The sequence below is a fragment of the Streptomyces albipurpureus genome (genome assembly GCF_023701525.1).
Lineage (GTDB): Bacteria > Actinomycetota > Actinomycetes > Streptomycetales > Streptomycetaceae > Streptomyces > Streptomyces albipurpureus.
In genome coordinates this window covers 50,360-76,309 of sequence record NZ_JAMQAW010000033.1, presented here as the reverse complement: position 1 = coordinate 76,309, position 25,950 = coordinate 50,360, and the positions used below count along the sequence as shown (strand labels likewise).

Here is a 25,950-nt window from a genome sequence, read left to right as displayed (position 1 = left end):
CTGGGTTCCTCTCATAAAACCCATCTGACCTGCTATCACCACCCCCCGCATCCCGGGGGAACCTCAACCCAAGGCCCCCGCCCCGGACAACCCACACCAAGACAAGCCCCCCGGACACAGGAGGCACCCCTACCCCCGCAGCCCGCCGCCAGGCGCCCCCAGCCCGTCCGGCGTTTGAGGACGGAACCCTTGCCCCCGGGCGAGGACACCGAGCACGGGCGCACCCACCCCAAGCGCCCAAGACCCCGGGGGGTACAAGCCAACCCCCACCAGGGCCAGGCCCGCCGCCAGGCGACCCTCCAGCCCGTCCGGCGATTGAGGACGGAACCCCCCACCCCCGGTGAGAACACCGAACACAAGCACACCCACCCCAAGCGCCCAAGACCCCGAACGCAGACACAGCCGCAGCCACACCCAGCGTCTCAGCCGACGGACCCCTCGGCCGCGCCGATACGCGAGCCGATACCCTCGCGTGCGTGGCTGATATCCAGATTCCCGCTGACATCAAGCCCGCCGACGGCCGTTTCGGCGCGGGCCCCTCCAAGGTGCGTACGGAGGCGCTGGACGCCCTCGCCGCTACCGGTACGTCCCTCTTGGGCACCTCCCACCGCCAAGCCCCGGTCAAGAACCTGGTCGGCGAAGTGCGCGCGGGCGTAAGTGATCTATTCCAGCTCCCCGACGGCTATGAGGTGATCCTCGGCAACGGCGGTTCCACCGCTTTCTGGGACATCGCGACCCATGGCCTGATCGAGAACAAGTCCCAGCATCTGTCGTTCGGGGAGTTCTCCTCGAAGTTCGCCAAGGCCGCCAAGCTGGCGCCGTGGCTGGCCGAACCGACCGTTATCGCCTCGGACCCGGGTACTCACCCGGAGCCGGCGGCCGAGGCGGGCGTCGACGTGTACGCGTTCACCCACAACGAGACCTCGACCGGCGTCGCCGCCCCCATCAAGCGGGTGGCCGGGGCCGACGAGGGTTCTCTGGTGCTGGTGGATGCGACGTCCGGCGCTGGTGGTCTGCCGGTGGACATCACGGAGACGGATGTCTACTACTTCGCCCCGCAGAAGTGCTTCGCGGCCGACGGCGGCCTGTGGATCGGCGTCTTCTCTCCGGCGGCGCTGGAGCGTGCGGCACGGGTGCACGGCTCCGGTCGGCACGTTCCGGAGTTCTTCAGCCTGCCGACGGCGATCGACAACTCGCTGAAGAACCAGACGTACAACACTCCGGCGCTCTCGACCCTCTTCCTGCTGAATGAGCAGCTGAAGTGGATCAACGGCCAGGGCGGCCTGGACTGGGCGGTGCAGCGGACCGCGGCCTCCTCGCAGGCGCTGTACGGGTGGGCGGAGGCGTCCAAGCACGCCAACCCGTTCGTCGTGGACCCGGCCAAGCGGTCGCAGGTCATCGGGACGATCGACTTCTCGGACGAGATCGATGCCGCAGCGGTGGCCAAGGCGCTGCGGGCGAACGGGATCGTGGACACGGAGCCGTACCGCAAGCTGGGTCGCAACCAGCTGCGGGTGGCGATGTTCCCGGCGGTGGACCCGGCGGACGTCGAGGCGCTGACCGCCTGTGTGGACTATGTGATCGAGAATCTGTGACGCCTTAGGGCGGTGTGAGTGAGCCCCGGGGGGAATTGATCCCTCCGGGGCTCACTCATTCGGGTGGTCGATCGACGCCGGGTCAGGTCCCGGGTGAACGGTCGGTCGGGGAGAGTGCTGGCGACGCCGGCGGGCCCGGGGACCCCCGTACTGCGGGCGCGTGCGGTGGTCAGCGGCTCAGCTGCTGGAAGCGGCGTACCGCGAGGGGAAGGAAGATCGCGGTCAGCGCCGTCGGCCAGACGACGGCCATCAGCAGGGCGTTCTCCTGGATCCAGCTGCCGTCGCTCGCGACCGGGTTGCCGAACAGTTCGCGGGTCGCCGCCGCTGTCGAGGAGATCGGGTTCCAGGCCGCCACCGTGCCCAGCCAGTCGGGCATGGACGACGGCGGAGCGAAGATGCTGGAGATCATCGTGAGCGGGAAGACCACCGCGTAGAGGCCGCCGGCCGCCTCCGGACTGGGGATGACCAGGCCCAGGAAGATCCCGATCCAGATCAGGCAGAACCGCAGCAGCATGAGCAGTCCAAAGGCCCCGACCGTCTTCAGCAGACCACCGTCCGCGCTCCAGCCCATGGCCAGGGCGGTCGCAGCGAGGATGGTCAGTTCGGCGCTGGAGACCATCAGATCGCCGACGCCGCGCCCGGTGACCACCGCGGAGGGAGCCATCGGCATGGACCGGAAACGGTCGATGACGCCCTTGGTGGAGTCGGTCACCACGGTGATCGCGGTGTTCATCAGACCGAAGGCCATCGTCATCACGAACATGCCCGGCATCAGGAAGTCCCGGTAGTCCCCGTCGTCCGGGGCCTTCATCGCGCCGCCGAAGACATATCCGTACAGCAGTACCGACACGATCGGAAAGCCCAGCTGCCAGGCGATGTAGGAGGGGTGTCGGCGATAGGTGAGCAGGCCCCGGCGGACCACGGTCCAGCAGTCGGCGATCGCCCAGTAAAGCCGGCGCTCCCCTCCGCTGCCGAGGTCGAGATTGACCTTCTCCGTCGGTTGGGTGACCGCGCTTCGGTCGATGACCTGGCTCATGCGGCTGCCTCCTGGTCCTTGTCCGTACGGTGTCCGGTCAGACGGAGGAAGACGTCGTCGAGGCTGGGCCTGCGGAGCCCGATGTCTTCGACGGTGATCCCCGCGTCCTGAAGGGTTCGAGCGACGTCGGTGAGTGCTGCCACCCGGTCGGTGATCGCGGCGTGCACCCGGCGTTCCGCTTCGTCGATCTCGGGGACGCCCTGCGCCACCCGCGCTACGGCCGTGACCGCCGTTTCGATCTCGCTGGAGTCGCCGACGACGACCTCGATCCGGTCGCCGCCCACCGTGTTCTTCAGGCCGTCGGGGGTGTCGTCGGCTATGGCCCGCCCCTGGTCGATGACCGTGATGTGGGAAGCCAGCTTGTCGGCTTCCTCCAGGTACTGGGTGGTCAGCAGCACGGTCGTGCCCTGAGCGACCAGCTCGCGAACGGAGTCCCACACCTCGCCGCGCCCGCGGGGGTCAAGGCCGGTCGTCGGCTCATCCAGGAAGAGCACATCAGGCGCGAGGATCATTGAGGCAGCCAGATCGAGCCGGCGCCGCATCCCACCGCTATAGCCGTCGACCCCCTTGTCGGCGGCCTCGACCAGGTCGAACTGCTCCAGTAGTTCGACCGCGCGGCGCCTGGCCCGCTGGCCGCCCAGATGGAACAGCCGGGCGAACATCTCCAGGTTCTGGCGGCCCGACAGCATCTCGTCGACAGCCGCGTACTGGCCGGTGAGGCCGATGCGGCCGCGGACCCGGCGGGGCTCACGCGCCACGTCGAAGCCGGCGACCCGGGCATGCCCGCCGTCGGACTTGAGAAGGGTCGCAAGGACGCGCACCGCGGTGGTCTTGCCCGCGCCGTTGGGCCCGAGGAGGCCGTGGACGGTGCCGCGCCGGACGGTGAGGTCAAAGCCCGCGAGCGCGCGCTTCTCGCCGTATCTCTTCTCCAGCCCTTGGGCGTGTACGGCGTTTTCGGTCACGGTTTCCTCCATGGGCAGGCAGCGGAAAAGGTCGGGACGGGACACCTTCGCGTACGGCGTACCCAGAAGAGTACACCGTACTCAGTTTCTGTCGAGCGGTGCGGGATACGGCGATTACAGTGAAGTCATGACGACCGAGACGAGCGGCTCCGGCGATGTCGCGAGGACCCTGGAGCTTCTATGGGGTACGGGTGAACGACCCACCCGGGGCCCCAAGCCGGGCCTCAGCCTCGATCGGATCGTCATGGCCGCGGTCGAACTCGCCGACACGGAAGGCCTGGGCGCGCTCTCGATGCGCCGCCTCGCCACCGAGCTCGGCACCGGGGCGATGAGCCTGTACCGGTATGTCCCCGGCAAGGCCGAGCTGCTCGATCTGATGTTGGACCGGGTGAGCGATCCCGGCCCCTATGACCCACCGAAGCCCGGGGAGCGGGTGGATTGGCAGATCGCCGTCGAGACGATGGCCCGCGGCTTTCTCACCCTGTACCAGGCACACCCCTGGCTCCTCAAGGTCAATCAGGCCCGCTCGGTCCTCGGCCCCAGCACGGTACGGTCCCTGGAAGCGGCCCTGATCGGCCTGGAGGGTATGGGACTGCGCGATCCCGAGCTGATCTCGGTGATCATCTCGACCCAGAGCTTTGTGCAGGGCATCGCCCGGATGGAGGCGGAGGCCCAGGAAGCCGTCGAAGCGACCGGGACGAGCCATGTCGACTTCTGGAAGAACCAGGAGCCCTTCCTGGTCAGGGCGATGGCCAGCGGAAAGTACCCCCGGATGGCCAGCCTGGCGGAGGACACCTTCAGCGAGGACTTCGACCACTTCGAGTTTGGACTCCAGCGGCTGCTGGACGGGCTGAAGATGCTGGTCCAGGAGCGCAGCGAAGCGAAGAAGCGTCCGGCGGCTGGGGCCGCGGGGCCGGATCAGTAGTCGGGCACCGGAAGCACGGAGCTCGGTCCGGCCACCGGTACCGCTCGTTGCAGGCCCGCTGAGGACGTACGAGCTGAACCGGGTCGACCACGCGATGCGATCAGTCCCCGCGTCTCCGCAGTCGCTTCATCCCCATCACCAACGCGGTCGCCGCCGCGATCACCAGCACCCCGTACGTCACCGTGGACTTGTCGTCCTCGCCGCCGCCGGAAGCTGAACTCCCCGCACCGGTGGGCGAGTTGCCGCCCTTGCCCTTCTTCTCCAGGCCGACCCGCTGCACCTCGCTCTGCTTGCCCTCCGTGCCGAACATCAGCGCGGAGCCGTCCACCGTGTAGGCGACGGACTCCGACTGCCCCTGGATCGGGGCCTTGACCCGGTGGTCAGCGCCGAGGCGACCGTTCTGCCAGGCATAGCCACGAGCGCTGAAGTAGGAGCGCAGCACCAGTTCCTTGCCGTCCGGGGAGAATGCGCCGTCCGTCACCCAGGGCACCTCCCCGATGCGCCGGAAGGTGTTGGTGCCGGCGGTGGTGAGCTTGGCCGGACCCTCGTAGAGGCCGCCGCCGTCCTCGTTCTTGGAGGCGATGTAGACCCGTCCGGTCCGGGGATGCACCATCATCGCTTCGGCGTTCCGTGGACCGTCCGCGTACTTCACCGTGTACTGCGTCGCTCGCACGGTCATGTCACGCAGGGCCTTGGGCTCGGGGAAGGTGTAGATCCAGACGTGGGACCAGCTGCCGTTGAGGTTGTCGCCGATGTCACCGACGTAGACGTTCCCGTCCGAGCCGACGGAGATCGCCTCCATGTCCCGTGGCTTGCCCACGCCGCGCAGGGTGACGGTGGCGACCGTCTTCCCGGTCTTGGAGTCGATCGCGAAGACGCGCGGCTCGTCCTGGTCGTTGTGCGTCCAGTAGACCCCCGGGTGCGCGCGGCTGGCGGCGAGACCGCTGGACTCGGTGATCCGGGTGTCCTCGATCGTGAAGCTCTTGTCATCGGCGACGGCGGGAGCGGCCATGGCTGCGAGCAGCAGAAGGGCGGCGGCACCGGTGACATACGGAAGCGAACGCATGCCCCCAGCCTGCCATCCCCGGTGGACAGAACGGGCCCTACCGCTCACCGAACTGATCATCAGGGTCACCAGGAACACATCGGGCCACGTCCGTTTCGCATCGCGCTCCCCTGTTCCCGTATCAGGGGCGGGCGGTCTGCGTCTCGGCACAGACGATCGTGAGGGGCCGGAAACCGTCCTCCGTGGCGGGGCTCACATGGCTGCCGCCCAGACCCATCGGTCATGATGGCCCCCATGCGTTTTCTGTTTGTCGGCGACAGCATGACCATCGGACGCGCCGGCGAACACAGCTGGCGCTACCGCATGTGGCAGCACCTCGAAGCCTCCTTCGACGGTTCGTACGAGATCGTCGGCCCGCGTTCGGGTCCGTACGCTCCCGAGGCCGACGCCGCGCCCGCCACCGACGACGGCGACCCCGCGTTCCCGCCCGAGGCACATCGGCATCTCGCGGGCTGGGGCGAGGGCTGGTTGCATATGGCGCCGATCATCGGGGAGACCGTCGCCGAGCATCGGCCCGATGTACTACTGGTCTCGCTGGGGCTGATAGACCTGGGGTTCTACACGAACAGCGGCCAGACCGTGGTGAACACCCACCGGTTCATCGCCGAGGCCCGTGCTGCCGCGCCGACGATCCGCATGGTGCTGTTGCCGGTGATACCGAATGTGCGCGCCCGCACCGACGCTCCCTTCGCGGCCGAGTGCGACCGTTTCAACGAGCTCCTCGCCAAGACGGTCGCCGACCTCGACACAGCTGTTTCGCCGCTGCTGTTGGCATCGCGCCCGTCGTCGTACGCGCTCGATACGGACACCTACGACGGGACCCACCCGAGTCCCACCGGTGAGCACAAACTCGCGTCGGCATTCGCTTCCGCGATGCATCAGGGGTGGGGGCTCGGCGGACGGTACGAGCCGGCTTCCGACGAGGGCGTCCGGGTGCCGGGGACCGGGGGCTGACCTCGGGGAGCCGTCCCGTGTCCGTCAGGGCATCCGCTCGGCGTAGGTCAACTGGTCGAGGTGGTAGTAGTCCGCCACACACTGGGCGGGCCACCTCTTGCGGCCCTTGTCGCCGAATGGCTCCAGCATCTTGCCCACCTTGGTGGGGGTGTACGGCATGACGGTCTCACCTCGCGCCGCGCCCTCCCGCAAGAAGGCGTCCTGCCGGTCCCATCGCTCGGCCCTTGACTCCATCTGGCGCCCCAGATGCATCAACGGCGTCGTCAGACCCGCCACGGTGACGGCACACACCAGTGCCGCACCGGTCAGCAACAGGGCGCGGCCCCGGCGCCCACTGGTGCGGGTGTCGGGGGTGAGGTCGCGCAACCAGCGGCCCAGCAGCGCGCCGGCGCCCACCAGGACCAGGACGTACACCAGCAGATAGTCATTCCAGGTCCGCTCGGTCGTCACCACTCGTGCGCCGAAGACGGGATAGGTGATGACCGTGCACAGATAGCCGGAGACCAGGAACGCGGCGGTCCCGAGGGCGATCAGCACGGCCGGTCGAGCGGGAAGCAGAACAGCCCCCCGTCCAGCACCGCGTCCGGCCCTCCGCTGCGCGAGCAGCCCGAGCAACACTCCGGCGGCCACGGCCCCCAGGTACTGCCAGGTCGTGAACACCGTCTCCAGGATCTGTAGATAGCCCCGCAGCGAACCCCGCAGCGACTCGGGGGCGAGCATCGAGACGCTCTCCGCGTCATAGCGGGTGCGGCGGTTGCGGGAGCCGGGTGAGGTCATCAGGATCAGCGTGCCGATGGCGACCCCCGCCATACCGGCCAGCGACCATATCCGGGCGAATCGCCGCACTCTCTCGACGAAGATCAGATGGGCGAAGAGCACCACGCCGCCGAGCACCACCAGCGCGACAACGGACGCCTCTTCGGAGAGGGTCCCCATGAAGACGCCGGCGCCGGTGACCACCGCGAGCGCGGTGATACGGCCCCGGCGCCCACGGGCCACCAGCAGTGGAATCGCCGCCGCGAGGGCCAGCACGGGGGCGAGGGTGTGGGAGACGGAAGCGGCGGGCCAGTAGAACGTCTTGTACGTGTTGGGCGTGGCGAAGAGGAAGACGGCCGCGATCATCCCGGCGACCAGGAGCGGTACGCCACGCGGGACTTCCAGCTCCGCCCGGCGCAGCAGCCGGACCGTCAGCGCCCAGAGCAGCACCAGCATCAGCACACCGCTGACCAGACCGAACCACTGATGCCCGGCTACCGGGTACTTGGTGTAGAGCCCGACGAGGAGTCCGTTGCCGACCCGGCCGTTGTCGGTGAAGTAGAACTTGTCCATCAGCCCGGTGATGCCGTGGTCCCGCACATGCGGCAGAAAGCACCATTCGTCGGCGCTGGGCCGCACATGGCGGCCGTACCAGGAAGCCAGGGTCAGCAGGCCGAGCGGCAGCAGTGCCAGGACGAGCGGCCAGCTGGCCTGCCGACCCCCCGGGGAGGGTGGCCGAGGCCCGTCCGAGCTCTTCTTCGGGGTGCCGTCGGTGTGTTGCGTGCCATCGGGGGGTGAGGTGTCGAGAGCCATGAGGTCCTATCGCCCCTCGCCCAGCCGAGGTGCCACCGGGCGGGTGGGGGCACTGCTACGGAGGACCATCGGTACGGACAGCGGCAGTTCCGCCTCGTTCGTCTCGCGCACCACGTAGTGGGGTCGCTGCTTGGACTCGTGGTAAATGCGGCCCACGTACTCCCCGATGATCCCGAGGGTGGCGATCTGCACACCGCTCATTCCGACGATCACCGCGACCAGCGTGGCGTATCCCGGGGTGTCCACGCCGTCCACGATGACATTGGCGACAATCCACAGCGCATACGCAAGTGCCGAGAGAAAGAGCCACAATCCACCATGGATCGCCATGCGCAACGGGCGGCTGTTGAAGGACAGCAGCCCATCGATGCCGTAGTTCAGCAGCCTGCGCCCGCCCCACTTGGACTGACCGGCCGCCCGTTGAACGTTCTCATACGTAAAGCTGACGGTGTCAAATCCGATCCAGGAGAACAATCCTTTGGAGAACCTATTACTCTCGGGGAGAGCGAGCAAGGCATTGACGGCACGCCGGGAAAGCAGTCTGAAATCCCCCGCACCGTCGACGACTTCCACATCCATGAAACGTCGGACCAACCGGTAGTAGGCCTGGCTGAGTGCCGTCCGTAGCATTCCCTCTCCGGTACGGTCCCGCTGGGCCACGACCTGGTCGTAACCGTGTCGGTGCAACTCCAACATCTGGGGGATGAGTTTGGGGGGATGCTGTAGGTCGGCGTCCATCAGGATCACCGCATCCGCTTGGGACATCCGCAGGCCAGCAAGCATCGCCGACTCCTTGCCGAAGTTCCGGCTGAAGGAGGTGTAGCGGGTTCGCGGGTCAGTGGCGGCGAGGCTCTTCAGCCGTACGAGGGTGTCGTCGATGCTGCCGTCGTCGACGTAACAGATCTCGAAATCCGCCCCCATTGGCTCAAGGACATCGATCAACTCGGCATGAAATGCCTCGATCACCTCGCTCTCGTTGAAGCACGGAACAACAAGTGAAATCTTTAGCATCGCTGCTTTCCTCGGTTGGCTTGCCGCTTTCTGACCTGCTGTACGTTCACAGCCCCGGCGGGACGTGAAGTCCATAGTGCGCAGGTGCAAGGGCGCGAACCGGGAAGGCGACACTTCCGCGTGGTGGTTCGCGAATCAGCCGGTCTGGCCCTTCGCGTCTACCACCACTGGCTTGGTGCGCGCCTCGCCATACAAGACGGTTCCTACGGAAATTCGTTCCCTCGGACCCTTCGTCCCGCGTGGCAGTGCGGGAACATGTTCCTTGGCGGCGGCCGTCCGCGCCCCCACATAGCGGTAATCACGCGCAGCCAGAATGATTTGCGAGAGATCCTTGGCATCCGCCCACTTGAGGCCGATGATGACGATCTGTTCACCGCGGGGTCCGCGCGCACCGTCCGTGATCTCAAGGCCCGGGATGGTCGCCAGGGCGCGGTAGAGCCGGGCGAGCCCGGCGGATGGCAGCGGATGCCCCTTCAGCAACTCGGCCACCGCACGGAAACTGTGCTGGGCCCGGGTCTCGTTCTTCGCCGGGGTGACCGTCCTCCTGCCCATCACATACGTCGCGCTACCGCTCGGGAACATGGCACGCGCCGCGGCGAGGACGCCGGCGGAGTCCTGCGGAAGGGCTTTGACGGCACGGTAGATATCGCGCGCCGTGTAGTCCGCGGCACCCTTGATCTCCCCCTTGCCTACCGGACCGGCGTACCGGGTCCAGGCGTCCGGGCCAGGACCCGGCCGCCAGACGTGCTCGATCCACATTTTCTCCCAACTCGTCTTCGGGCCGGTACCCAGCCGCCAGACGCGCTCGATCCGCACCTCCTCCGAACTCGTCTGATGTGCCAGGTCAACCTGGACGAGTTCGGTCCGGGCGTAGATCCACTGGTCATCGCGTGGCTCCGCCGGAGTAGGCCGTGTCTCCATCACCGCGGCGGCCCGCAGCAGGACATCCAAGGACGTACCGGCCGCCCCCGCGGATGCCTCTGCCCGGCCCCAGGCGGTGGGTGCGCCACCGAGTTGGGCGCCGAGTACGGCGGTCGCCGTGACCGCGGCGGTGATGGCGACGGCGGCCCCGGCCGCGGCGAATCTCCAGTCGTCGCGCGGCAGCCGGAAGCGGGCCCAACTGCCGGAAGCGGTGGCGACGCTGGTGAGCCGCTGGCGACCGGCGGCGAGCACCGTGGAGTCGGCTTCGGGGGTATCGGCGCGCAACTCGCGCACCTGGGTCATCTCGTCCATGACGGATCAGCTCCTGATGGCGGGGGTGAAGGTGGCACCGGCGACGAGGGCGGAGCCGCTCGGCGTCCCGGAGTTGGTCGCGCGAACGGCTCCGCAGACAACGCGGCGCTCCGCCCCGGAGACGGCTTCCCTGGGCGCGGCACCAGCCGCGGCCCCCTCCTCCTGCTCGAACTCATCGTCGACGAAGGCGGGATCGGCCATCAGCACCGTACGGACCTTGCGTCGGGCCCGGTTGAGCCGCGATCGCACGGTGCCCAGCGGAATGCGAAGCGCCTCCGAGACCTCCTGGTAGCTGAGATCCGCCCAGGCGACAAGCAGCAGAACATGCCTATCACCGGGTGATAGCGCGGCGAGCGCGCCCGCGAGGGGAACCTGTGCGGCGATCCGCTCATCGGACCGCTCGCTCCAGGACTCACCCAACGGGTCCATGGGCGCGCCCCCGGAACGTACGAGGGCCCTGAGGGCGCGTTCCTCACTGCGCCGGTGTCCGCCGATGAGCTTGGCGGCGATGCCGTAGAGCCAGGGCCTGGCACTGGCTCTCGCCGTGTCATAGCGCCGACGGCGGCGGAAGGCGATGAGGAACGTCTCCGCCATGATGTCCTCGGCCGCGCCCTCCCCCAGGCGGCGGGCGGCATAGCGGTAGATTTCGGGTGCGTGCCGGTCGTAGAGCAGCGCGAAGACCTCGGGCTGCTCCAGCGACTGCGCGATGACCTCGGCGTCATCACCGACGGCCGGGGGTCCGGTCACATCGACTCCAGGGATAGAACGGTGAACCTGTCACCTCCCTGTTGACCGCATCGAACGGAATAGTTCACGGGGCCGTGTCGGAGCGCCCATGAGTATCGTTGTACAAGGCGGCGGCTGCCGCGCCCCAAGCGCGGCGGCGGGGAGGAGCGCCACGGTGACTGTGCTTGACGACAGGATCGAGATGGCCGAAGCAGACGACGAGCCGACTCTGGACACGATGTTCGAGTGGCTTGAGGCGATGCCCGTCCCCGAGGGATTCAGGGCCGAAGTCGTCGGGGGGAACATCTACATGTCGCCGCAGCGACACACGCACTGGGAGATCATCGCTGCCGTCTATGAGCAGCTGAGGACGAGGTACCCGCGACAGCGAACCGGGTGACGTGCGTATCGACTTTCCCGGCCATCTGAACGGCTTTGCCTGCGACCTTGTGGCGCTGGCCGAAGAAGCGATCAAGGACGCCAGGGGCCACCTGCGGTACGAGGACCTCGAACTCGTGGTCGAGGTGATCTCACAAGGCACCGGAGCGAACGACTACGGCCCGAAGAAGCAGGTGTACGCCGCGGCCGAGGTCCCCGTCTATCTGATCGTCGATCCCTACCAGGGCAAGTGTCATGTCTACTCCGAGCCCAAGGAAGGTGTCTTCCTCACCGAGATGAGCTTCGCCTTCGGGCAGCCCGTCGACCTCACCCGGACTCCCGTCGGCCTCATCCTCGCCACGGACGAATTCCCCCGCGACTGAGCGCATCCTCCTTGCCTTGAGCCCACTCCAAGGCGTTGGCTTGCTGTCCATGGAGTACACGCAACTCGGACGCACAGGACTCAAGGTCAGCCGGCTCGTCCTCGGGACGATGAACTTCGGGCCCCACACCGATGAAACCGACAGCCACGCCATCATGGACGCGGCTCTCGCTGCGGGCGTCAACTACTTCGACACGGCCAACACCTACGGCGGTGAGAACAAAGGCCGCACCGAAGAGATCATCGGCAGCTGGTTCGCCAAGGGCAGTGACCGTCGGGACAAGGTCGTCCTCGCCACCAAGGTGTACGGGAGCATGCACCCGAACCGCGCGGACTGGCCCAACCACACCAAACTCTCCGCGCTCAACATCCGCCGCTCGGTGGACGCCAGCCTCAAGCGACTGGGCACGGATCACCTCGATATCTACCAGTTCCATCACATCGACCGGGCCACCCCCGTAGAAGAGATCTGGCAGGCCGTCGACACCCTGATCCAACAGGGCAAGATCCTCTACGCGGGCTCGTCGAACTTCCCCGGCTGGAAGATCGCACAGACCAACGAGCGAGCCCGTCAGAAGGGCTCGTACGGGCTGGTCAGCGAGCAGTGCCTCTACAACCTCTTTGAGCGCCGCGCCGAGATGGAGATCATCCCCGCCGCGATCGAGTACGGCCTCGGAGTCATCCCCTGGTCGCCGCTGCACGGTGGACTGCTCGGCGGAGTGATCCGCAAGGAGGCCCAGGGCGGCCGTCGTGCCGGCGGATTGACGGCGGACCGACTGGCAGTACCGGGGGTACGGGAGCAGATCACGTCGTACGAGGAGCTACTCAACAAGCATGGCCTGGACCCCGCGGAGGTCGCGCTCGCCTGGCTGCTCACCCGGCCCGGTGTCACCGGACCCATCGTCGGTCCACGCACGGCCGAGCAGCTTGAGGGCGCCCTGCGCGCCATTCAGCTGGAGCTGGGCGCAGAGCTGCTGACCTCATTGGAGGAGGTCTTCCCCGGACCTGGCCCCAGCCCGGAAGCCTTCGCCTGGTAGGCGAAGGAACGGGACGCAGGGATGGACCTCAGGACAAGCGAGGCTACAAACCGGCCACGGATGCCACGGCGATGATTGCGAACATCAGGACGAGCACACCCGCCATGATCTGGTTTCTGGTCTTCGTCTTCACCCTATGAGGTTAACCGGAAGCCGCCTTGGTCCCCGCGCCCAGGTTCCATATCCCGACGTTCTCGTACCGCGGCTGCTCCCCGGACACCCCGCTGACCGGGAGATTGCTGCGGACGAGAGTGAGCTGTTCCACTACCCAGGTGGTGCCTTCGAAGTCGCTCAGCTCATCGACGTACGCCCGTAGCCCCCCATCCGTGCGGCTGCGGGCGATCGTCAGATGCGCGGTGTAGCGGCGGTGCTCCGCCATGGCGATCTTGGCCCGGCGCGCCGCCGCGTACGAGCGCTCCGCCAGGAGCCGCAACTCATCAAGACCCCCCGCGGCCCCTGCCCAGAGTGCCCGGTCCCCGAAGTGGCCGCCGCCGTGGAGCCGCAGGGGGAAGGGCGCGGTGCGCCGCGCGGCACGGGCGAGCCGGTCCTGTAGATCGGGCAGCAGCTCGTCGTCGACCTCGCCCATGAAGGCGAGGGTGAAGTGCCAGCCCGCCCGGTCGGTCCAGCGCAGATCCTCCGCCCCGGGCAGCGCTCGCAGCCGATCAACGGCGGCTGCGAGCTCGGCGACGGCTCCGGCGGGCGGGAGTACGGCGGCGAAGAGTCTCATACGGTCGAGTCTGGCTCACCGCAACCCGCCCATGGGCCTATGCCACCTTGGTCAGCTTCTCCGCGGGCCCGGTGGACTCCAAGGCCCCGCCCCGGGACTCTCTGAGCTCGTCGGGCCCGCCGGCCGGCTCAGGGGCAGCCGGCTGTCGCGGTACGAAGTCCAGGTGCTTGCGGCCCCGGCGTAGATCCACCTTGAGACGCAGTCCGCCCGCCCTGGCCAGCATCAGACCGACCAGCAGCGCGCCCGCGAAGGAGAGGACACCACCGGCGGCGAATCCGATCCGCGGGCCGTAGACATCGGTGATCCAGCCGAATACCGGCGCGCCCACGGGAGTACCACCGACGAACACCATCATGTAGAGGCTCATCACTCGCCCGCGGACGGCCGGGTCACTCGCCATCTGGACGGTGGAGTTGGCCGTGACGTTGACCGTGAGGCCGAACATACCGATCAGCACCAGTAGCCCGGCGAAGATCCAGAAGTGCGGGGCGAAGGCCGCCACGACCTCCAGCACACCGAAGACCACGGCCGCGCCCACCATGAGTCGCAGCCGCGAAGTCCCCCGCCGAGCGGCCAGCAGCGCACCGGCCAGGGAGCCGACCGCCATCAGGGTGTTCAGCAGGCCATAGGTGCTGGCCCCCGAGTGGTAGACGTCATCGACGAAGGCCGATAGCCAGATCGGAAAGTTGAAGCCGAAGGTGCCGACGAATCCGACGAGGACTATGGGCCATATCAGCTCGGGGTGGGCCGAGACATAGTTCAAGCCCTCCCTCAGTTGGCCCTTGCCCCGGGGGGTGCGCACGCTTCTGTGCAGTTCGGATGTCCGCATCAGAAGGAGTGCGGCGATGGGGGCGATGAAGGAGAGTCCGTTGAAGAGGAAGGCGTAGCCGCTACCCACGGCGGTGATCAGCACACCGGCGACGGCGGGGCCGACGAGACGGGCGGACTGGAAGTTCGCCGAGTTCAGGCTGACCGCGTTGGCGAGCTGGTCAGGGCCGACCATCTCGGAGACAAAGGTCTGCCGTGCGGGGTTGTCGATGACGGTGACGAGCCCCAGCAGGAAGGCGATCAGATAGACATGCCAGACCTGGACCTGTCCGGTCAGTGTGAGGACGGCGAGCGCGATACCGGTCATCGCCATCGCGAACTGGGTGGCGAGCAACAGAGGCCGCTTGGGCAGGCGGTCGGCGAGCACTCCCCCGTACAGCCCGAAGAGCAGCATCGGCAGAAACTGGAGAGCGACGGTGATACCGACCGCCGAGGCGGAGCCGGTCAGTGTGAGCACCAGCCAGTCCTGAGCGATGCGCTGCATCCAGGTACCGGTGTTGGAGACCACTTGGCCGGCGGCGAAGAGTCGGTAGTTGCGATTCTTTAGGGAGCTGAACATGCTGGTAGTTGCTGGTCCCTCCGATGCCTCACTGGCGGTGGAGGAAGGCGCGGGTGCGGAGTCTGCTCCGGGTCCCGTACGCAAAAGTGGTCGCCTCCTTGTATGAGCGGTTAGAAATGCGCGAGCTTCTCCAGAACGGGCGCTGCCGCCCGGAGCTTGGCCCACTCGTCCTCGTTCAGTCCCGCGGCCAGCTCGGTCAGCCAGGCATTGCGCTTACGACGGCTCTCTTCGAGCATCGCCTCGGCCTGCTCGGTCTGGCTGACGACCTTCTGCCGACGGTCGTCGGGGTGCGGCTCAAGCCGAACCAGCCCCTTGGCCTCTAGCAGCGCCACGATCCTGGTCATGGACGGCGGCTGGACATGTTCCTTGCGCGCCAGCTCACCAGGGGTGGCCGAGCCGCATCGGGCAAGGGTGCCGAGCACCGACATCTCGGTGGGGCTCAGCGACTCGTCGACGCGCTGGTGCTTCAGCCGTCGCCCCAACCGCATCACGGCCGAGCGAAGAGCGTTCACAGCAGCAACATCGGCATCACTGCCATGGGACAGATCAGACATGTTCGTTAGCATAACTCATTACTCTGCCTAAATACCAGCCGATTAACCGACCCGCCCGCGAGAGCGGAGGAGCGCATGCCACTAGCAGCTGGGACTCACCCAAACGAGTGATACGCACGCGAAAAGCGACGCACTCGGCGCTGCCCTACCGCGACCCTGGCGGCATGGGATCGACGGTGCTCAGCCTGCGGATAGACGGTGAGCTGCTCGACCGGCTCAGACGCCGGGCGGCCAAACGCGGAATGAGCGTCCAGGACTACGTGCTCCAGACGCTCGTCCGCGATGACTTCGACGAGCGCTTCGAGGCTGCCGTCGATGAGACAGAGAAGTTCTACGGGGTGAACTGAGACCGCTCCGAACCGCTCATGCGGTCCGGAGCGGCGTTCCCCGCCGGGGGCGAGGGGCCGTGGTCTAGGTGAGGCCCAGGGCGGGCATCGCGTAGTAGAAGACGAAGACCGCGGACACCACATACATGGCGATCGGGACCTCGCGCCCCCGTCCGGCCGCCAGCCGCAGGACGGAGAAGGCGATGAAGCCGATGCCGATGCCATTGGTGATCGAGTAGGTGAAGGGCATCATCACCATCGCCAGGAACGCGGGGACCGCGAGCGTGTAGTCGCTCCAGTCGATGTCCCGGATGGATCCGGCGAGGATCAGGAAGCCGACCGCCAGGAGGGCGGGTGTCGCCGCCTGGGAGGGGACCATGGTGGCCAGCGGGGTGAGGAAGAGGGCCACCGTGAACAGTCCGCCGGTGACGACGGATGCCAGCCCGGTCCTGGCGCCCTCGCCGACGCCCGCCGTGGACTCCACGAAGCAGGTGGTCGCCGACGATGAGGTGGCTCCGCCCGAGGCGACGGCGATGCCGTCGACGAACAGCACCTTGTTGATGCCGGGAAGGTTGCCGTTCTTGTCCATCAGCTTGGCCTCGTCACCGACGCCCAGGATGGTGCCCATCGCGTCGAAGAAGCAGGACAGCAGGACGGTGAAGACGAACAGCACACCGGTCAGATAGCCGACCTTCTCAAAGCCGCCGAACAGGCTGACCTCGCCGACCAGACCGAAGTCGGGGGTGTCGACCGGGCTGCCGGGCCACTTGGGTGTGGTCAGCCCCCAGCTCGGGACCTTCGCCACCGCTTCGATGACCATGGCGACGACCGTCATCGCCACGATGGAGATCAGGATGGCGCCCGGCACCTTGCGGATGATCAGCGCAAGGGTGAGGAGCGTACCGACGGCGAAGACCAGAATCGGCCAGCCGACGAGGTGACCGCCCTGGCCGAGCTGAAGCGGAACGGTGGTCTGGGCGATGTCGGGGATGCGGGAGACAAAGCCCGAGTCCACCAGGCCGATCAGCATGATGAAGAGACCGATGCCGATCGCGATGCCCTTGCGCAGGCTTCGCGGGACCGCGCTCATCACCCGCTCCCGCAGCCCGGTGGCAACCAGCAGCATCACCACGACACCGGCGAGGACCACCATGCCCATCGCGTCCGGCCAGGACATCCGGGGCGCGAGCTGGAGTGCTACGACGGTGTTCACACCGAGGCCCGCGGCCAGCGCGATCGGCACATTGCCGATGACGCCCATCAGCAGGGTGGAGAACGCGGCGGTGAGCACCGTCGCGGTGACGAGCTCACCGCTGTCGAGCTGGTTCCCGTACATGTCCTTGGCGCTGCCGAGGATGATCGGGTTCAGCACGATGATGTACGCCATCGCAAAGAAGGTCGCGAATCCGCCACGCACCTCACGGGCGATGGTGGAACCGCGCTCGGAGATCTTGAAGTAGCGATCCAGACCGCTGGGGGTGCCCTTCGGCTGATTCTCAGGGGCAACGGCAGGTGCCGAGGGGGTCATACGGTCCTCATCCGAGCTTTCTTTGTGTCTTCATACGAATGAATCCAGTCAATAGCAAACCGTTTCAGTATGAACATATAAAGAAGAGAAAGCTATCTCCGCGCGTAGACACCAGCGGCCCTGGGCGTTCCCGGCTGCGATCGGCCTAGATCACCGCCGCCTACACTGTCCGCATGGCGAAGTGGACCCCCAAGCACGAGGCACCCGAGCCCCTGGAGGGGCCCGTCGTCGCCACCATCACCGGCGGCACCATCGTCTGGTTCGTCCTCTTCCTGGTGCAGATCCCGTTCTACAACTGGTTCGCCGACCGCGATCTGATGTGGTGGGTGTGGACCTGCCTGGCCGGTAGCGGGCTGGGACTGATCGGCATCTGGTACGTACGTAAGCGAGATAGGGCGATCAAGCGCGCCAAGGCAGCAGAGCGGGCATCAGCGGAGTCTCCGCAGAACTGACCGGACTGCCGCCCGCTCCCGAAATGGCGTGAACCAGCTGTGGCCACCGTCCGGCTCGGCGCATGACACGGCCACTGATCATTCGGTTCCGGCCTGCCGTCAGGTCCCGGCGGGTGAAGCCGTCTACCCCGCCGTACCGTACGAACCATGAGTCAGCGGGCAAGGATCGACACGGACGGCCCCGAGCCGGGCGGCCCCTCCAACGCGGGCGCCGAACTCGACCCCGTACACCCGGTGCGACCACCCGAAGCCCGAAGCGCCCAAGGCACCCCCTCCTCCGGCCTCACCACCGCGGAGGTCGCCGAACGCAGGGCGCGCGGCGAGGTCAACGACGTACCCATCCGCTCCTCCCGCTCCACCGTCGACATCGTCCGCGGCAATGTCTTCACCCGCTTCAACGCCATCATCGGCGTCCTCTGGGTGATCATGCTCTTCGTCGCCCCGATCCAGGACAGCCTCTTCGGCTTTGTGATCATCGCCAACACCGGAATCGGCATCATCCAGGAGTTGCGCGCGAAGAAGACCCTCGATGGACTCGCGGTCATCGGCGAGGCCCGGCCGACGGTACGGCGCGACGGGGCCGCAACCGAACTCTCCACCTCCGCCATCGTCCTCGGCGACCTCATCGAACTCGGGCCCGGGGACAAGGTCGTCGTCGACGGAGTGGTCGCCGAGGCGGACAGCCTGGAGATCGATGAGTCCCTGCTGACAGGCGAAGCCGATCCGGTGGTCAAGCAACCCGGCGACCCCGTGATGTCCGGCAGCTTCGTCGTCGCCGGCGGTGGGGCGTTCGAAGCGACGAAGGTGGGCCGGGAAGCCTACGCCGCCCAACTCGCCGAAGAGGCATCCCGCTTCACCCTCGTCCACTCCGAGCTGCGCAGCGGTATCAGCACCATCCTCAAGTACGTGACCTGGATGATGGTGCCCACCGCCACCGGACTCATCATCAGCCAGCTCGTCGCCAAGGACGACAACTTCAAGAACTCCATCGCCAGGACCGTCGGCGGAATCGTGCCGATGATCCCTGAGGGCCTGGTGCTGCTGACCTCGGTCGCCTTCGCCATCGGAGTCGTCCGGCTCGGCCGCAAGCAATGCCTGGTGCAGGAGCTACCCGCGATCGAAGGGCTCGCCCGGGTCGATGTGGTCTGCCTCGACAAGACCGGCACGCTCACCGAAGGCGGGATGGACGTCACCGAGCTACGTCCACTGGGCGACGCCGACGAGACATCCGTACGCCAGGTTCTGGGCGCCCTCGGCGCCTCCGACCCCCGCCCCAACGCCTCCCTCCAGGCAGTCATCGACGCCTATCCGGACAGCGGCCGCCTCAAGCCGGTCCGGTCGCTGCCGTTCTCATCGGCCCGCAAGTACAGCGGGGCCCAGCTCGCCGACGACCACCTGACGACCACCTGGCTCCTGGGCGCACCGGACGTGCTGCTCCCCGACGGCGACCCCGCGCTCGCAGAAACCGAACAGCTCAATCAGCAGGGCCTACGAGTGCTCCTGCTCGCCCGTACCCCGGGGGACCTCGACTCCCCCGACATCGCCAAGGGAGCACAGGCCACCGCGCTGGTCGTCCTCGAACAACGGCTACGCCCCGACGCCGCCGACACCCTGCGCTACTTCGCCGAACAGGACGTCGCCGCGAAGGTCATCTCCGGGGACAACGCGGTGTCGGTGGGCGCGGTCGCCGCCAAACTCGGCCTCCCGGGCGCCGAGAACACCGTGGACGCCCGCAGGCTCCCCGCCGAGAAGGAGGCGATGGCGAGCGAGCTGGACACGGGCTCGGTGTTCGGTCGAGTCACCCCGCAGCAGAAGCGGGACATGGTGGGGGCACTCCAGTCCCGCGGTCACACCGTCGCCATGACCGGCGACGGCGTCAATGATGTACTCGCCCTCAAGGACGCCGACATCGGCGTGGCCATGGGCTCCGGCTCCGAGGCGACCCGAGCAGTCGCGCAGATCGTGCTGCTCAACAACAGCTTCGCCACCCTGCCGTCAGTAGTGGCCGAGGGTCGGCGGGTGATCGGCAACATCACCCGAGTCGCCACCCTCTTCCTGACCAAGACGGTCTACTCGGTGCTGCTGGCGATCCTCGTCGTCTGCAGCCAGGTCGAGTACCCTTTCCTGCCCCGCCATCTGACCCTGCTCTCCACCCTCACCATCGGCGTCCCCGCGTTCTTCCTCGCCCTGGCCCCCAACAAGGAACGGGCCCAACCGCACTTCGTACGCAGGGTCATGCGATACGCCATCCCCGCGGGGATCATCGCGGCTGCGGCCACCTTCTGCACCTACCTCCTCGCCCGCTCCCACTACACCGGCCCCCACTCCTTGGACGCGGAAACCAGCGCGGCCACCCTCACCCTCTTCCTGGTCTCCCTCTGGGTCCTCGCCATCGTCGCCAGGCCCTACACCTGGTGGCGTATCTGCCTGGTGGGCACCATGGCGTTGGGTTTTGTGATCGTGCTCGTCGTGCCCTGGCTCCAGGAATTCTTCGCCCTCAAGCTGGTGGGGACGGTGATGCCGTGGACGGCGGTGGGGGTGGCGGGGGTGGGGGCGCTGCTTCTGGAGGTCAGCTGGCGCTGGGTTGATCGACGGGTGCGGTGAACTTGCCCCTGTCGGGGCTTGGTTCTTGGGGTGGGGGCTCCTGTGTTGGGTGTCCTCACCGGGGTGGGGGTTCCCGTCCTCAAACGCCGGACGGGCTGGGGTTGCCCCCTGCAGGGGGTGCTTGGGCCTGGGCCTTGGGCCTTGGTTCTTGGGGTGGGGGCTCCCGTGTTGGGTGTCCTCACCCGGGGTGAAGGGTTCCGTCCTCAAACGCCGGACGGGCTGGGGTTGCCCCCGGCGGGGGGGTGCTTGGGCCTGGGGCCCTGAGCACATGGGCTGTACGTCCCCGTGTTGGGTGTGCCCACCTGGGGTGGAGGGTTCCGTCCTCAAACGCCGGACGGGCTGGATTGGTCTGCCGGGACGGGGGCGCCAGGGCCTAGCGCCTTGGCCCATCAGCAGGGCACACCCATGATCGATGTCCCCACCCAAGGCGAAAGGTTCCGTCCTCAAAGGCCGGACAGGCTGAATTGGTATGCCTTCGAGGTGTTCTTCTGCGCTGGGGTTGCTGGTGGTCGAGGTCCTGGGTCTCCCGGGCTAGGAGCTTGTCTTTGCTGTGGTTGGGGGGTGCTATCGGGGGTGACTCCTCAGCGTCGACGGCCTGGAGCTCCTTTGGTCCGGCGTGCGGGTCTTGCCGTCGATCGCTTCCGGGGACACCCCCTGCGCGCCCCCATCCGAAACCAGGTGTCCCTGGCGGAGGGTGTCGGGCCCATCGAGGAACAAAGGGCAGATGGGTCCGAGTGTGTGGTGGCCCCTTGCCGCCCAGGGGCTGGACAAGTCTGAGTGGATTCCCTGGCTGAGGGGCCGGTTGGGGATGGGAGTGAATCCGCAAAACGCCGGACAGGCCGAGTGGGTGCGTCCATGGCCGTCCTGGCCCATGGGCAGTGCCAGCGCTAGGGCCGGGTACGAGGACCACGACCCCAGGCCCGGGATCGCACACCCTCCCCCACCACGGATCAAGAGCACCCTGAGTGTGCCTTCAGTCGCACGTGGAACACCAGACAAGAGAGCGCTGAGACCTCCTTCCCCATCACCGCCGAGATGAAGCGACGCAGAAACCAGGCTGAGAGACCCCGGCTAAGAACAACAACCCGCAGGCAGACACGCCACAGGGAACACCGGAAAACCAGCCCCTGGCTTCTCGACGAGACAGGAGCCTCGGGGGCAAGTGACACCAGCCCTTGGCGGTGGAGGCACGCGCAGGAGGTGTCCCCTGGTTCCTCCGACGGACAGGTCCCCAGGGGCAACGAGAGCAAGTCTCGGCGTGGGGGCGCGCAGGGGGTGTCCCCGGAAGCGATCGACGGCAAGAGAGCCTGGTCGGCTCGGAGTCGCTTCAGGCCGTCGACGCTGAGGAGTCACCCCCGATAGCACCCCCCAACCACCACAGAACAAGACCCCTCAGTCCGGGCGACCCAGAACCTCGACCACCAGCAGCCCCAGCGCAGAAGAACACCTCGAAGGCCAGACCAATTCAGCCTGTCCGGCCTTTGAGGACGGAACCTTTCGCCTTGGGTGGGGACATCGATCATGGGTGTGCCCTGCTGATGGGCCAAGGCGCTAGGCCCTGGCGCCCCCGTCCCGGCAGACCAATCCAGCCCGTCCGGCGTTTGAGGACGGAACCCTCCACCCCAGGTGGGCACACCCAACACGGGGACGTACAGCCCGTGTGCTCAGGGCCCCAGGCCCAAGCACCCCCGGCAAGGGGCAACCCCAGCCCGTCCGGCGATTGAGGACGGAACCCCCACCCCGGGTGAGGACACCCAACACGGGAGCCCCCACCTCAAGAACCAAAGCCCCCAGCACAGCCCCCTAGCGGAGCGGATCAAACCATCTGTCCCGCCCCAGCTCCCCCGTCCGGGACTGGTCCTCCAGAAGTGCTGCTACCTCGAAGCGGCGCGGCCATTGGCCGGCTGACCAGGCGAGGCCGGCGGCGACTCCCTCCAGGGTCGAGGCGTGGAGGGCTCCGTCCGGTGTGCGGCGCCATTCGAGTTCGGTGCCGCCCGCGATCAGTTCCTCGTGTTCGATGTAGGTCTGGAGAGTGCGGGCGCCCAGGAGGGCGCGGACCGAATCGGGTACCGCGTGCTCCTCGCCCTCGGTGGTGACTTCTGCCGTGACGGTCTCGCTCAGCAGCCGTACCTGGAGCAGTTCCGCGAGCTCAGCGGCCCGCTCGGGGGCTACCGGAAGCAAGGGCAGGCCGCTGGTGAGGGGCAGCAGATCGGGGGTGTCGGCGATCACCGCGTCAGAGGCGTCGACGACCCGGGCTTCGCCGTCCACCACGGCGCGTAGCTCGTCGGGGAGCGTGACCTGTTCCGGGTCGAGGTCTCCCAGGGCGGTGTAGAGGCCGTGCAGTTGGGCGGGGCGTACGGGAAGTTCGGGGTCGGCCAGTCGGCCCAGTAGCTCCGCCGCACCGCCCGGCTCATCAAGGAGTGCGGCGACCGTAGTGCGTACGCCCAGGGCTCGCAGTACCTGCGCGTCGTCGAAGCCCGTCGCGTCCACGGCCTCGTACAGCCCGTCGAGCAGCGCGTCGCCGCTCGCGGCCCGAAGGCCAGCGGGGCGGCGGCCGTCCAGGACCGGGTGGTCTCGCAGCCACCACGCGGTGTAGGACCGTACGGTCTGCGTCGTACCGTCGGGCAGCAGTACGCGTACGGGCTGGGTCAGTGCGTCACGTAGCGGCGGTTGGGCGAGGAGTGCCAGAGCCTGCGGCCAGCAGTCGTCATCGACCAGGTCGAGGTCGCGGACGGCGACGATCTCCGTGGCGACGGGGGGCACCGGAGTCTCGGGCAGTTGGTCGAGGACGTCCTCGCACCAGACGTCGACCGCGTCGAGGAGTCCGGCGTCATCGGGTTCCGCGTATTCGCCCTCGCGGGGTTCGAGTTCATCGGGGTCGAGGACGACATCGGCGGCCCGGACGAGGGCGAAGTTCGCGAGCACACCGCAGGCCGCCAGTGGCTGCTCGCCCCAGCGGGCGGCGAGGTCGGCATCGCACAGGGCGAGCTCATCGCGACGCATCACCAGAGCGAACGGGCTGCCCGGCAGGACGAGCTCGCCGGCCGGTGCCAGTTCGCCCTCTTCGTCGGGCAGGGCCAGTGCCCCGAGCCAGGGTTCGTCGCCGGGTTCGAGGTCGGCATCGCGGACCAGCGCCAGGACGGTGTCGGCGAGTTCCTCGGCGTCGGGGGCGTCCTCATCCCAGATCTCGCCCTCGTCGAGTGATCCGGCGACCGCCGCCCGGACCTGGGGAGTCGTCAGTACGGCCCGCGGGGTGGCGGGCAGTGCGCCCAGTTTCTCCAGCAGCGGGTGGGCGCCATCGGGGTGAACGACCTTCAGGCCCAGTCGGGCGAGGCGGGGCGGGGTGTCGGCCAGCGGCAGCAGGGTCTGCCTGGGGCCGATGACCGTACGGCCGTCGGCCAGCGGAACGGGCAGTCCCGTGAGCCGGTCGGGGTCGACTCCGGCGAGGCTGTCGTAGAGCCGCCGCCACCACTCGGGTTGGCGCTCAAGTCCGGCGAGGCGGTCGATCGCCTCGGTCAAAGGCACCCGGGCGACCCCGAGGGTCCGCAGCTCCACCCGGCGCTCCTGCCCGGCGGGGAGCAGGCTGGGCAGCACCTCGGCCAGTACCTCGACCGTCTCGGCGCCGGCGCCTTCCAGGACTTCGGCTTCGATCGGCCGCAGCGCACCGGGTGCCTGACGGTCCGGCAGCCCGATGTCCGCGCCGTTGAAGTCGCCCCGGGGCGCTGCGGCCTTGAGGAAGGCGGTACGCGGCAGCAGCGCGAGGATCGCCTCCCGCAGGGCGCTGTCCAGGCCGCCCTTGCCGAGCGGGCCGGGGACGAGGTCGATGGTGCCGGTGGTGACCGGCTCCCAGCCGCCGAGGAGTTCCGCGTAGGCGTGACCGGCGCGTTCCACCAGGAAGTCGGTGAGCGGGCCGGGGGCGGGGTGCCGGCGGGTGGTGTCCAGCGGCAGCGAGGCGATCAGCAGCGCGGGGACGCCCAGCGGTTCATCGGTGGGCGTGGGCGCGTGGACGACCGGCTCGGTGCGCGGTCGGGTGGGCGCGCCCTCGGCGTCGACGGGTACCGCCCAGGTGACGGTCCAGTGCGGCCGCAACCGCTCCTCCACCGGGCGGTCGACGAGCAGTTCGGAGGCGGTTTCCCCACTGTGGCTGACGACCCGCCAGCGCCGGTCGCCATGTCGGCTGTCCCGGATCTGGATGTACGGGCCCTCAGCGGAACGCCGGAGGGTGCGTACGCCGTCGGGTGCCTCGATCACGATCTCGACGAGACCGTCGAGGGTGAGCAGCAGGGCATCGTCGATGTCGGTGAGCAGGCGTTCGACGAGATCGACGGCTGAGCCATCGCGCAACGGGAGGACGACGACGGTGTCATAGCCGTCGGGAGCGGTGCCTTCGGCGGGTAGCGGGAGCCGCAGCAGGGGCACATGGCCGTCGCGGCGCCGGCGCTCCTCGCCGAGGCCGGGGCTGGCCTGGGCGGCTTCATCGGCGAGGTTGCGGGCCTCGGCGAGGGACCATCGGACGCCTCCGTGGCGGCCGATGACGGAGGGTTCATCACTCACCGCGAGTACGGCGGCGAATCCGACGCCGAAGCGGCCGACGCTGCTGTCCTGGGTGTCCCGTTTGGCGGAGGCGCGCAGAGTGCTGAGGGATTCGACGCCGACCGCGTCGAGGGGGGCGCCGGTGTTGGCGGCGGCCAGGACGGCGGGGGTGTCTTCCACCGCGGGCTTGAGGGTGAGTCGCAGCCGGCCGGGGACTTCGGCCCGGGCGGCGGCGTCGGCGGCGTTCTGCGCCAGTTCGACGATGAGGCGGTCGCGGTAGCCGCCAAGGACGAGGTCCTCTTCGGCGTTGGCGTCCTCGCGGAACCGGGCGGGGCTGGCGCTCCAGGCGTCCAGGACTCCCTGCCGCAGCCGTGCGGTCGCGAACGGGTCGGCGCCCTCGGTGGTCGTGACGCTCACGGTGTGACTCCGCTCTTTCCGGTGACGCGCTCTGGTGCGGCTCTACTGGTCCCGAACGTACCGCGTGGGTGGCGGGAAGCGTTTCCCGCAAGGGAGGTGACGCTATCCCGCCGGGAGGGTGAAGGGTGGGTCAGGGCGGGTCGCGGGTGGGCGTGCACCCGCCCGGAACTCCCCGGGCATACGCACTGCCGGGGCCGCGCGCGGGCGCGTCTGCCCCGGCGCAGTCATCCGAGGTCTGCTGGAACAGCCCGCGGAGCTGGGTGTTCTGCGAGCTCCGGGCGGCTTGCCGCCCGCTGGGCGCCGCCCCGAGTCAGCAGGACGGGTTCTGCCGCCCGGCCGATGCCGAGGTAGGTCGCGCTGTCCGCCTCGATGGGTGCGGGTGTTCGGTGAGGGCCGGGAGAGGTTCCTCGGCCAGGGTCCGGCGAGGGCTCACACGCTGATCCTTCTGGAGGAGCTGGGATACCGAAAATCTGGCCTGAATCCGCCGATCACCGATCACCGATCACCGATCACCGATCACCGATCACCGAGGGGAGCCTCGGACCTCG

18 protein-coding genes and 2 pseudogenes are annotated in these 25,950 nt (G+C 68.1%); 8 read left to right on the top strand and 12 right to left on the bottom strand.

Going from position 1 to position 25,950, the window contains the following annotated elements; all coding sequences use genetic code 11:
* Positions 1–476 precede the first annotated feature (476 nt).
* A complete protein-coding gene (gene serC / locus NBG84_RS26845) occupies positions 477–1,595 on the top strand; it encodes a phosphoserine transaminase (RefSeq protein ID WP_250922187.1) in 1,119 nt (372 codons plus the stop codon).
* 169 nt (positions 1,596–1,764) lie between these two features.
* Here the strand turns inward: serC and NBG84_RS26840 are convergent, their stop codons facing one another.
* Positions 1,765–2,631, bottom strand: coding sequence for an ABC transporter permease (locus NBG84_RS26840; RefSeq protein WP_250922186.1), 867 nt, complete (start codon positions 2,629–2,631; stop codon positions 1,765–1,767).
* Complete coding sequence (locus NBG84_RS26835; protein WP_250922185.1) at positions 2,628–3,605, bottom strand: ATP-binding cassette domain-containing protein; 978 nt, start codon at positions 3,603–3,605, stop codon at positions 2,628–2,630. Before NBG84_RS26835 ends, NBG84_RS26840 begins: the two co-directional genes overlap by 4 nt.
* Positions 3,606–3,720: 115 nt before the next feature.
* On the opposite strand from NBG84_RS26835, the gene NBG84_RS26830 reads away from it, so the two are divergent.
* Positions 3,721–4,518 (top strand): TetR/AcrR family transcriptional regulator, encoded by a 798-nt coding sequence (locus NBG84_RS26830; protein ID WP_250922184.1) that lies wholly within the window; start codon positions 3,721–3,723, stop codon positions 4,516–4,518.
* 100 nt (positions 4,519–4,618) lie between these two features.
* On the opposite strand, the gene NBG84_RS26825 is transcribed toward NBG84_RS26830, so the two are convergent.
* A complete protein-coding gene (locus tag NBG84_RS26825; protein WP_250922183.1) occupies positions 4,619–5,584 on the bottom strand; it encodes a WD40 repeat domain-containing protein in 966 nt (321 codons plus the stop codon).
* A 234-nt stretch (positions 5,585–5,818) separates the two neighbouring features.
* On the opposite strand from NBG84_RS26825, the gene NBG84_RS26820 reads away from it, so the two are divergent.
* Positions 5,819–6,538 carry a GDSL-type esterase/lipase family protein gene (locus NBG84_RS26820; RefSeq protein WP_250922182.1) on the top strand — a complete coding sequence of 240 codons (720 nt, stop codon included), beginning with the start codon at positions 5,819–5,821 and terminating at the stop codon, positions 6,536–6,538.
* A 24-nt stretch (positions 6,539–6,562) separates the two neighbouring features.
* Here the strand turns inward: NBG84_RS26820 and NBG84_RS26815 are convergent, their stop codons facing one another.
* From NBG84_RS26815 to NBG84_RS26800, 4 genes and pseudogenes are all read right to left on the bottom strand, one after another.
* Positions 6,563–8,107, bottom strand: a complete 1,545-nt coding sequence (locus NBG84_RS26815; protein ID WP_250922181.1) for a DUF6056 family protein — start codon at positions 8,105–8,107, stop codon at positions 6,563–6,565.
* 6 nt (positions 8,108–8,113) lie between these two features.
* Positions 8,114–9,118, bottom strand: coding sequence for a glycosyltransferase family 2 protein (locus tag NBG84_RS26810; RefSeq protein WP_250922180.1), 1,005 nt, complete (start codon positions 9,116–9,118; stop codon positions 8,114–8,116).
* Positions 9,119–9,253: 135 nt separating this feature from the next.
* Positions 9,254–10,351, bottom strand: a complete 1,098-nt coding sequence (locus NBG84_RS26805; protein ID WP_250922179.1) for a CU044_5270 family protein — start codon at positions 10,349–10,351, stop codon at positions 9,254–9,256.
* Between the two features lie 174 nt (positions 10,352–10,525).
* Positions 10,526–11,098 (bottom strand): annotated as a pseudogene (locus NBG84_RS26800) (RNA polymerase sigma factor); the annotation flags it as partial.
* A gap of 154 nt (positions 11,099–11,252) precedes the next feature.
* Here NBG84_RS26800 and NBG84_RS26795 point away from each other — a divergent pair.
* Together NBG84_RS26795 and NBG84_RS26790 are read left to right on the top strand one after the other, a co-directional pair.
* Positions 11,253–11,838, top strand: a pseudogene (locus NBG84_RS26795) (Uma2 family endonuclease).
* A 49-nt stretch (positions 11,839–11,887) separates the two neighbouring features.
* Positions 11,888–12,874 carry an aldo/keto reductase gene (locus tag NBG84_RS26790; protein ID WP_250922193.1) on the top strand — a complete coding sequence of 329 codons (987 nt, stop codon included), beginning with the start codon at positions 11,888–11,890 and terminating at the stop codon, positions 12,872–12,874.
* A gap of 142 nt (positions 12,875–13,016) precedes the next feature.
* Here the strand turns inward: NBG84_RS26790 and thpR are convergent, their stop codons facing one another.
* The 3 genes from thpR to NBG84_RS26775 are packed head-to-tail and all read right to left on the bottom strand — an operon-like array spanning position 13,017 to position 15,542.
* Positions 13,017–13,601 (bottom strand): RNA 2',3'-cyclic phosphodiesterase, encoded by a 585-nt coding sequence (thpR, locus tag NBG84_RS26785; protein ID WP_250922178.1) that lies wholly within the window; start codon positions 13,599–13,601, stop codon positions 13,017–13,019.
* A gap of 37 nt (positions 13,602–13,638) precedes the next feature.
* The gene (locus NBG84_RS26780) at positions 13,639–15,072 is read right to left on the bottom strand and encodes an MFS transporter (protein WP_250922177.1); all 1,434 of its coding nucleotides are present in this window, start codon (positions 15,070–15,072) and stop codon (positions 13,639–13,641) included.
* A 26-nt stretch (positions 15,073–15,098) separates the two neighbouring features.
* Positions 15,099–15,542: a MarR family winged helix-turn-helix transcriptional regulator gene (locus tag NBG84_RS26775; RefSeq protein WP_250922176.1), complete on the bottom strand. Its 444-nt coding sequence runs from the start codon at positions 15,540–15,542 to the stop codon at positions 15,099–15,101.
* Between the two features lie 164 nt (positions 15,543–15,706).
* On the opposite strand from NBG84_RS26775, the gene NBG84_RS26770 reads away from it, so the two are divergent.
* Positions 15,707–15,889 carry a BrnA antitoxin family protein gene (locus NBG84_RS26770; protein ID WP_250922175.1) on the top strand — a complete coding sequence of 61 codons (183 nt, stop codon included), beginning with the start codon at positions 15,707–15,709 and terminating at the stop codon, positions 15,887–15,889.
* A 64-nt stretch (positions 15,890–15,953) separates the two neighbouring features.
* Here the strand turns inward: NBG84_RS26770 and NBG84_RS26765 are convergent, their stop codons facing one another.
* The gene (locus tag NBG84_RS26765; protein WP_250922174.1) at positions 15,954–17,396 is read right to left on the bottom strand and encodes an NCS2 family permease; all 1,443 of its coding nucleotides are present in this window, start codon (positions 17,394–17,396) and stop codon (positions 15,954–15,956) included.
* A 173-nt stretch (positions 17,397–17,569) separates the two neighbouring features.
* Here NBG84_RS26765 and NBG84_RS26760 point away from each other — a divergent pair, with 173 nt between their 5' ends.
* On the top strand, positions 17,570–17,848 hold the full coding sequence (locus NBG84_RS26760) for a DUF2530 domain-containing protein (RefSeq protein WP_250922173.1): 279 nt from the start codon (positions 17,570–17,572) through the stop codon (positions 17,846–17,848).
* Positions 17,849–17,995: 147 nt separating this feature from the next.
* On the top strand, positions 17,996–20,452 hold the full coding sequence (locus tag NBG84_RS26755) for an HAD-IC family P-type ATPase (RefSeq protein WP_250922172.1): 2,457 nt from the start codon (positions 17,996–17,998) through the stop codon (positions 20,450–20,452).
* Positions 20,453–22,255: 1,803 nt separating this feature from the next.
* Here NBG84_RS26755 and NBG84_RS26750 read toward each other — a convergent pair.
* Positions 22,256–25,402 carry a sacsin N-terminal ATP-binding-like domain-containing protein gene (locus tag NBG84_RS26750; protein WP_250922171.1) on the bottom strand — a complete coding sequence of 1,049 codons (3,147 nt, stop codon included), beginning with the start codon at positions 25,400–25,402 and terminating at the stop codon, positions 22,256–22,258.
* Positions 25,403–25,950: the final 548 nt, after the last annotated feature.

Coding starts and splice junctions, on each gene's coding strand:
- NBG84_RS26820 (WP_250922182.1), top strand. CDS start 5,819: ATGCGTTTTCTGTTTGTCGGCGACAGCATGACCATCGGACGCGCCGGC.
- NBG84_RS26755 (WP_250922172.1), top strand. CDS start 17,996: ATGAGTCAGCGGGCAAGGATCGACACGGACGGCCCCGAGCCGGGCGGC.
- NBG84_RS26765 (WP_250922174.1), bottom strand. CDS start 17,396: ATGACCCCCTCGGCACCTGCCGTTGCCCCTGAGAATCAGCCGAAGGGC.
- NBG84_RS26805 (WP_250922179.1), bottom strand. CDS start 10,351: ATGGACGAGATGACCCAGGTGCGCGAGTTGCGCGCCGATACCCCCGAA.
- NBG84_RS26825 (WP_250922183.1), bottom strand. CDS start 5,584: ATGCGTTCGCTTCCGTATGTCACCGGTGCCGCCGCCCTTCTGCTGCTC.
- NBG84_RS26815 (WP_250922181.1), bottom strand. CDS start 8,107: ATGGCTCTCGACACCTCACCCCCCGATGGCACGCAACACACCGACGGC.
- NBG84_RS26770 (WP_250922175.1), top strand. CDS start 15,707: ATGGGATCGACGGTGCTCAGCCTGCGGATAGACGGTGAGCTGCTCGAC.
- NBG84_RS26760 (WP_250922173.1), top strand. CDS start 17,570: ATGGCGAAGTGGACCCCCAAGCACGAGGCACCCGAGCCCCTGGAGGGG.
- NBG84_RS26835 (WP_250922185.1), bottom strand. CDS start 3,605: ATGGAGGAAACCGTGACCGAAAACGCCGTACACGCCCAAGGGCTGGAG.
- NBG84_RS26810 (WP_250922180.1), bottom strand. CDS start 9,118: ATGCTAAAGATTTCACTTGTTGTTCCGTGCTTCAACGAGAGCGAGGTG.
- thpR (WP_250922178.1), bottom strand. CDS start 13,601: ATGAGACTCTTCGCCGCCGTACTCCCGCCCGCCGGAGCCGTCGCCGAG.
- NBG84_RS26790 (WP_250922193.1), top strand. CDS start 11,888: ATGGAGTACACGCAACTCGGACGCACAGGACTCAAGGTCAGCCGGCTC.
- NBG84_RS26830 (WP_250922184.1), top strand. CDS start 3,721: ATGACGACCGAGACGAGCGGCTCCGGCGATGTCGCGAGGACCCTGGAG.
- NBG84_RS26840 (WP_250922186.1), bottom strand. CDS start 2,631: ATGAGCCAGGTCATCGACCGAAGCGCGGTCACCCAACCGACGGAGAAG.
- NBG84_RS26775 (WP_250922176.1), bottom strand. CDS start 15,542: ATGTCTGATCTGTCCCATGGCAGTGATGCCGATGTTGCTGCTGTGAAC.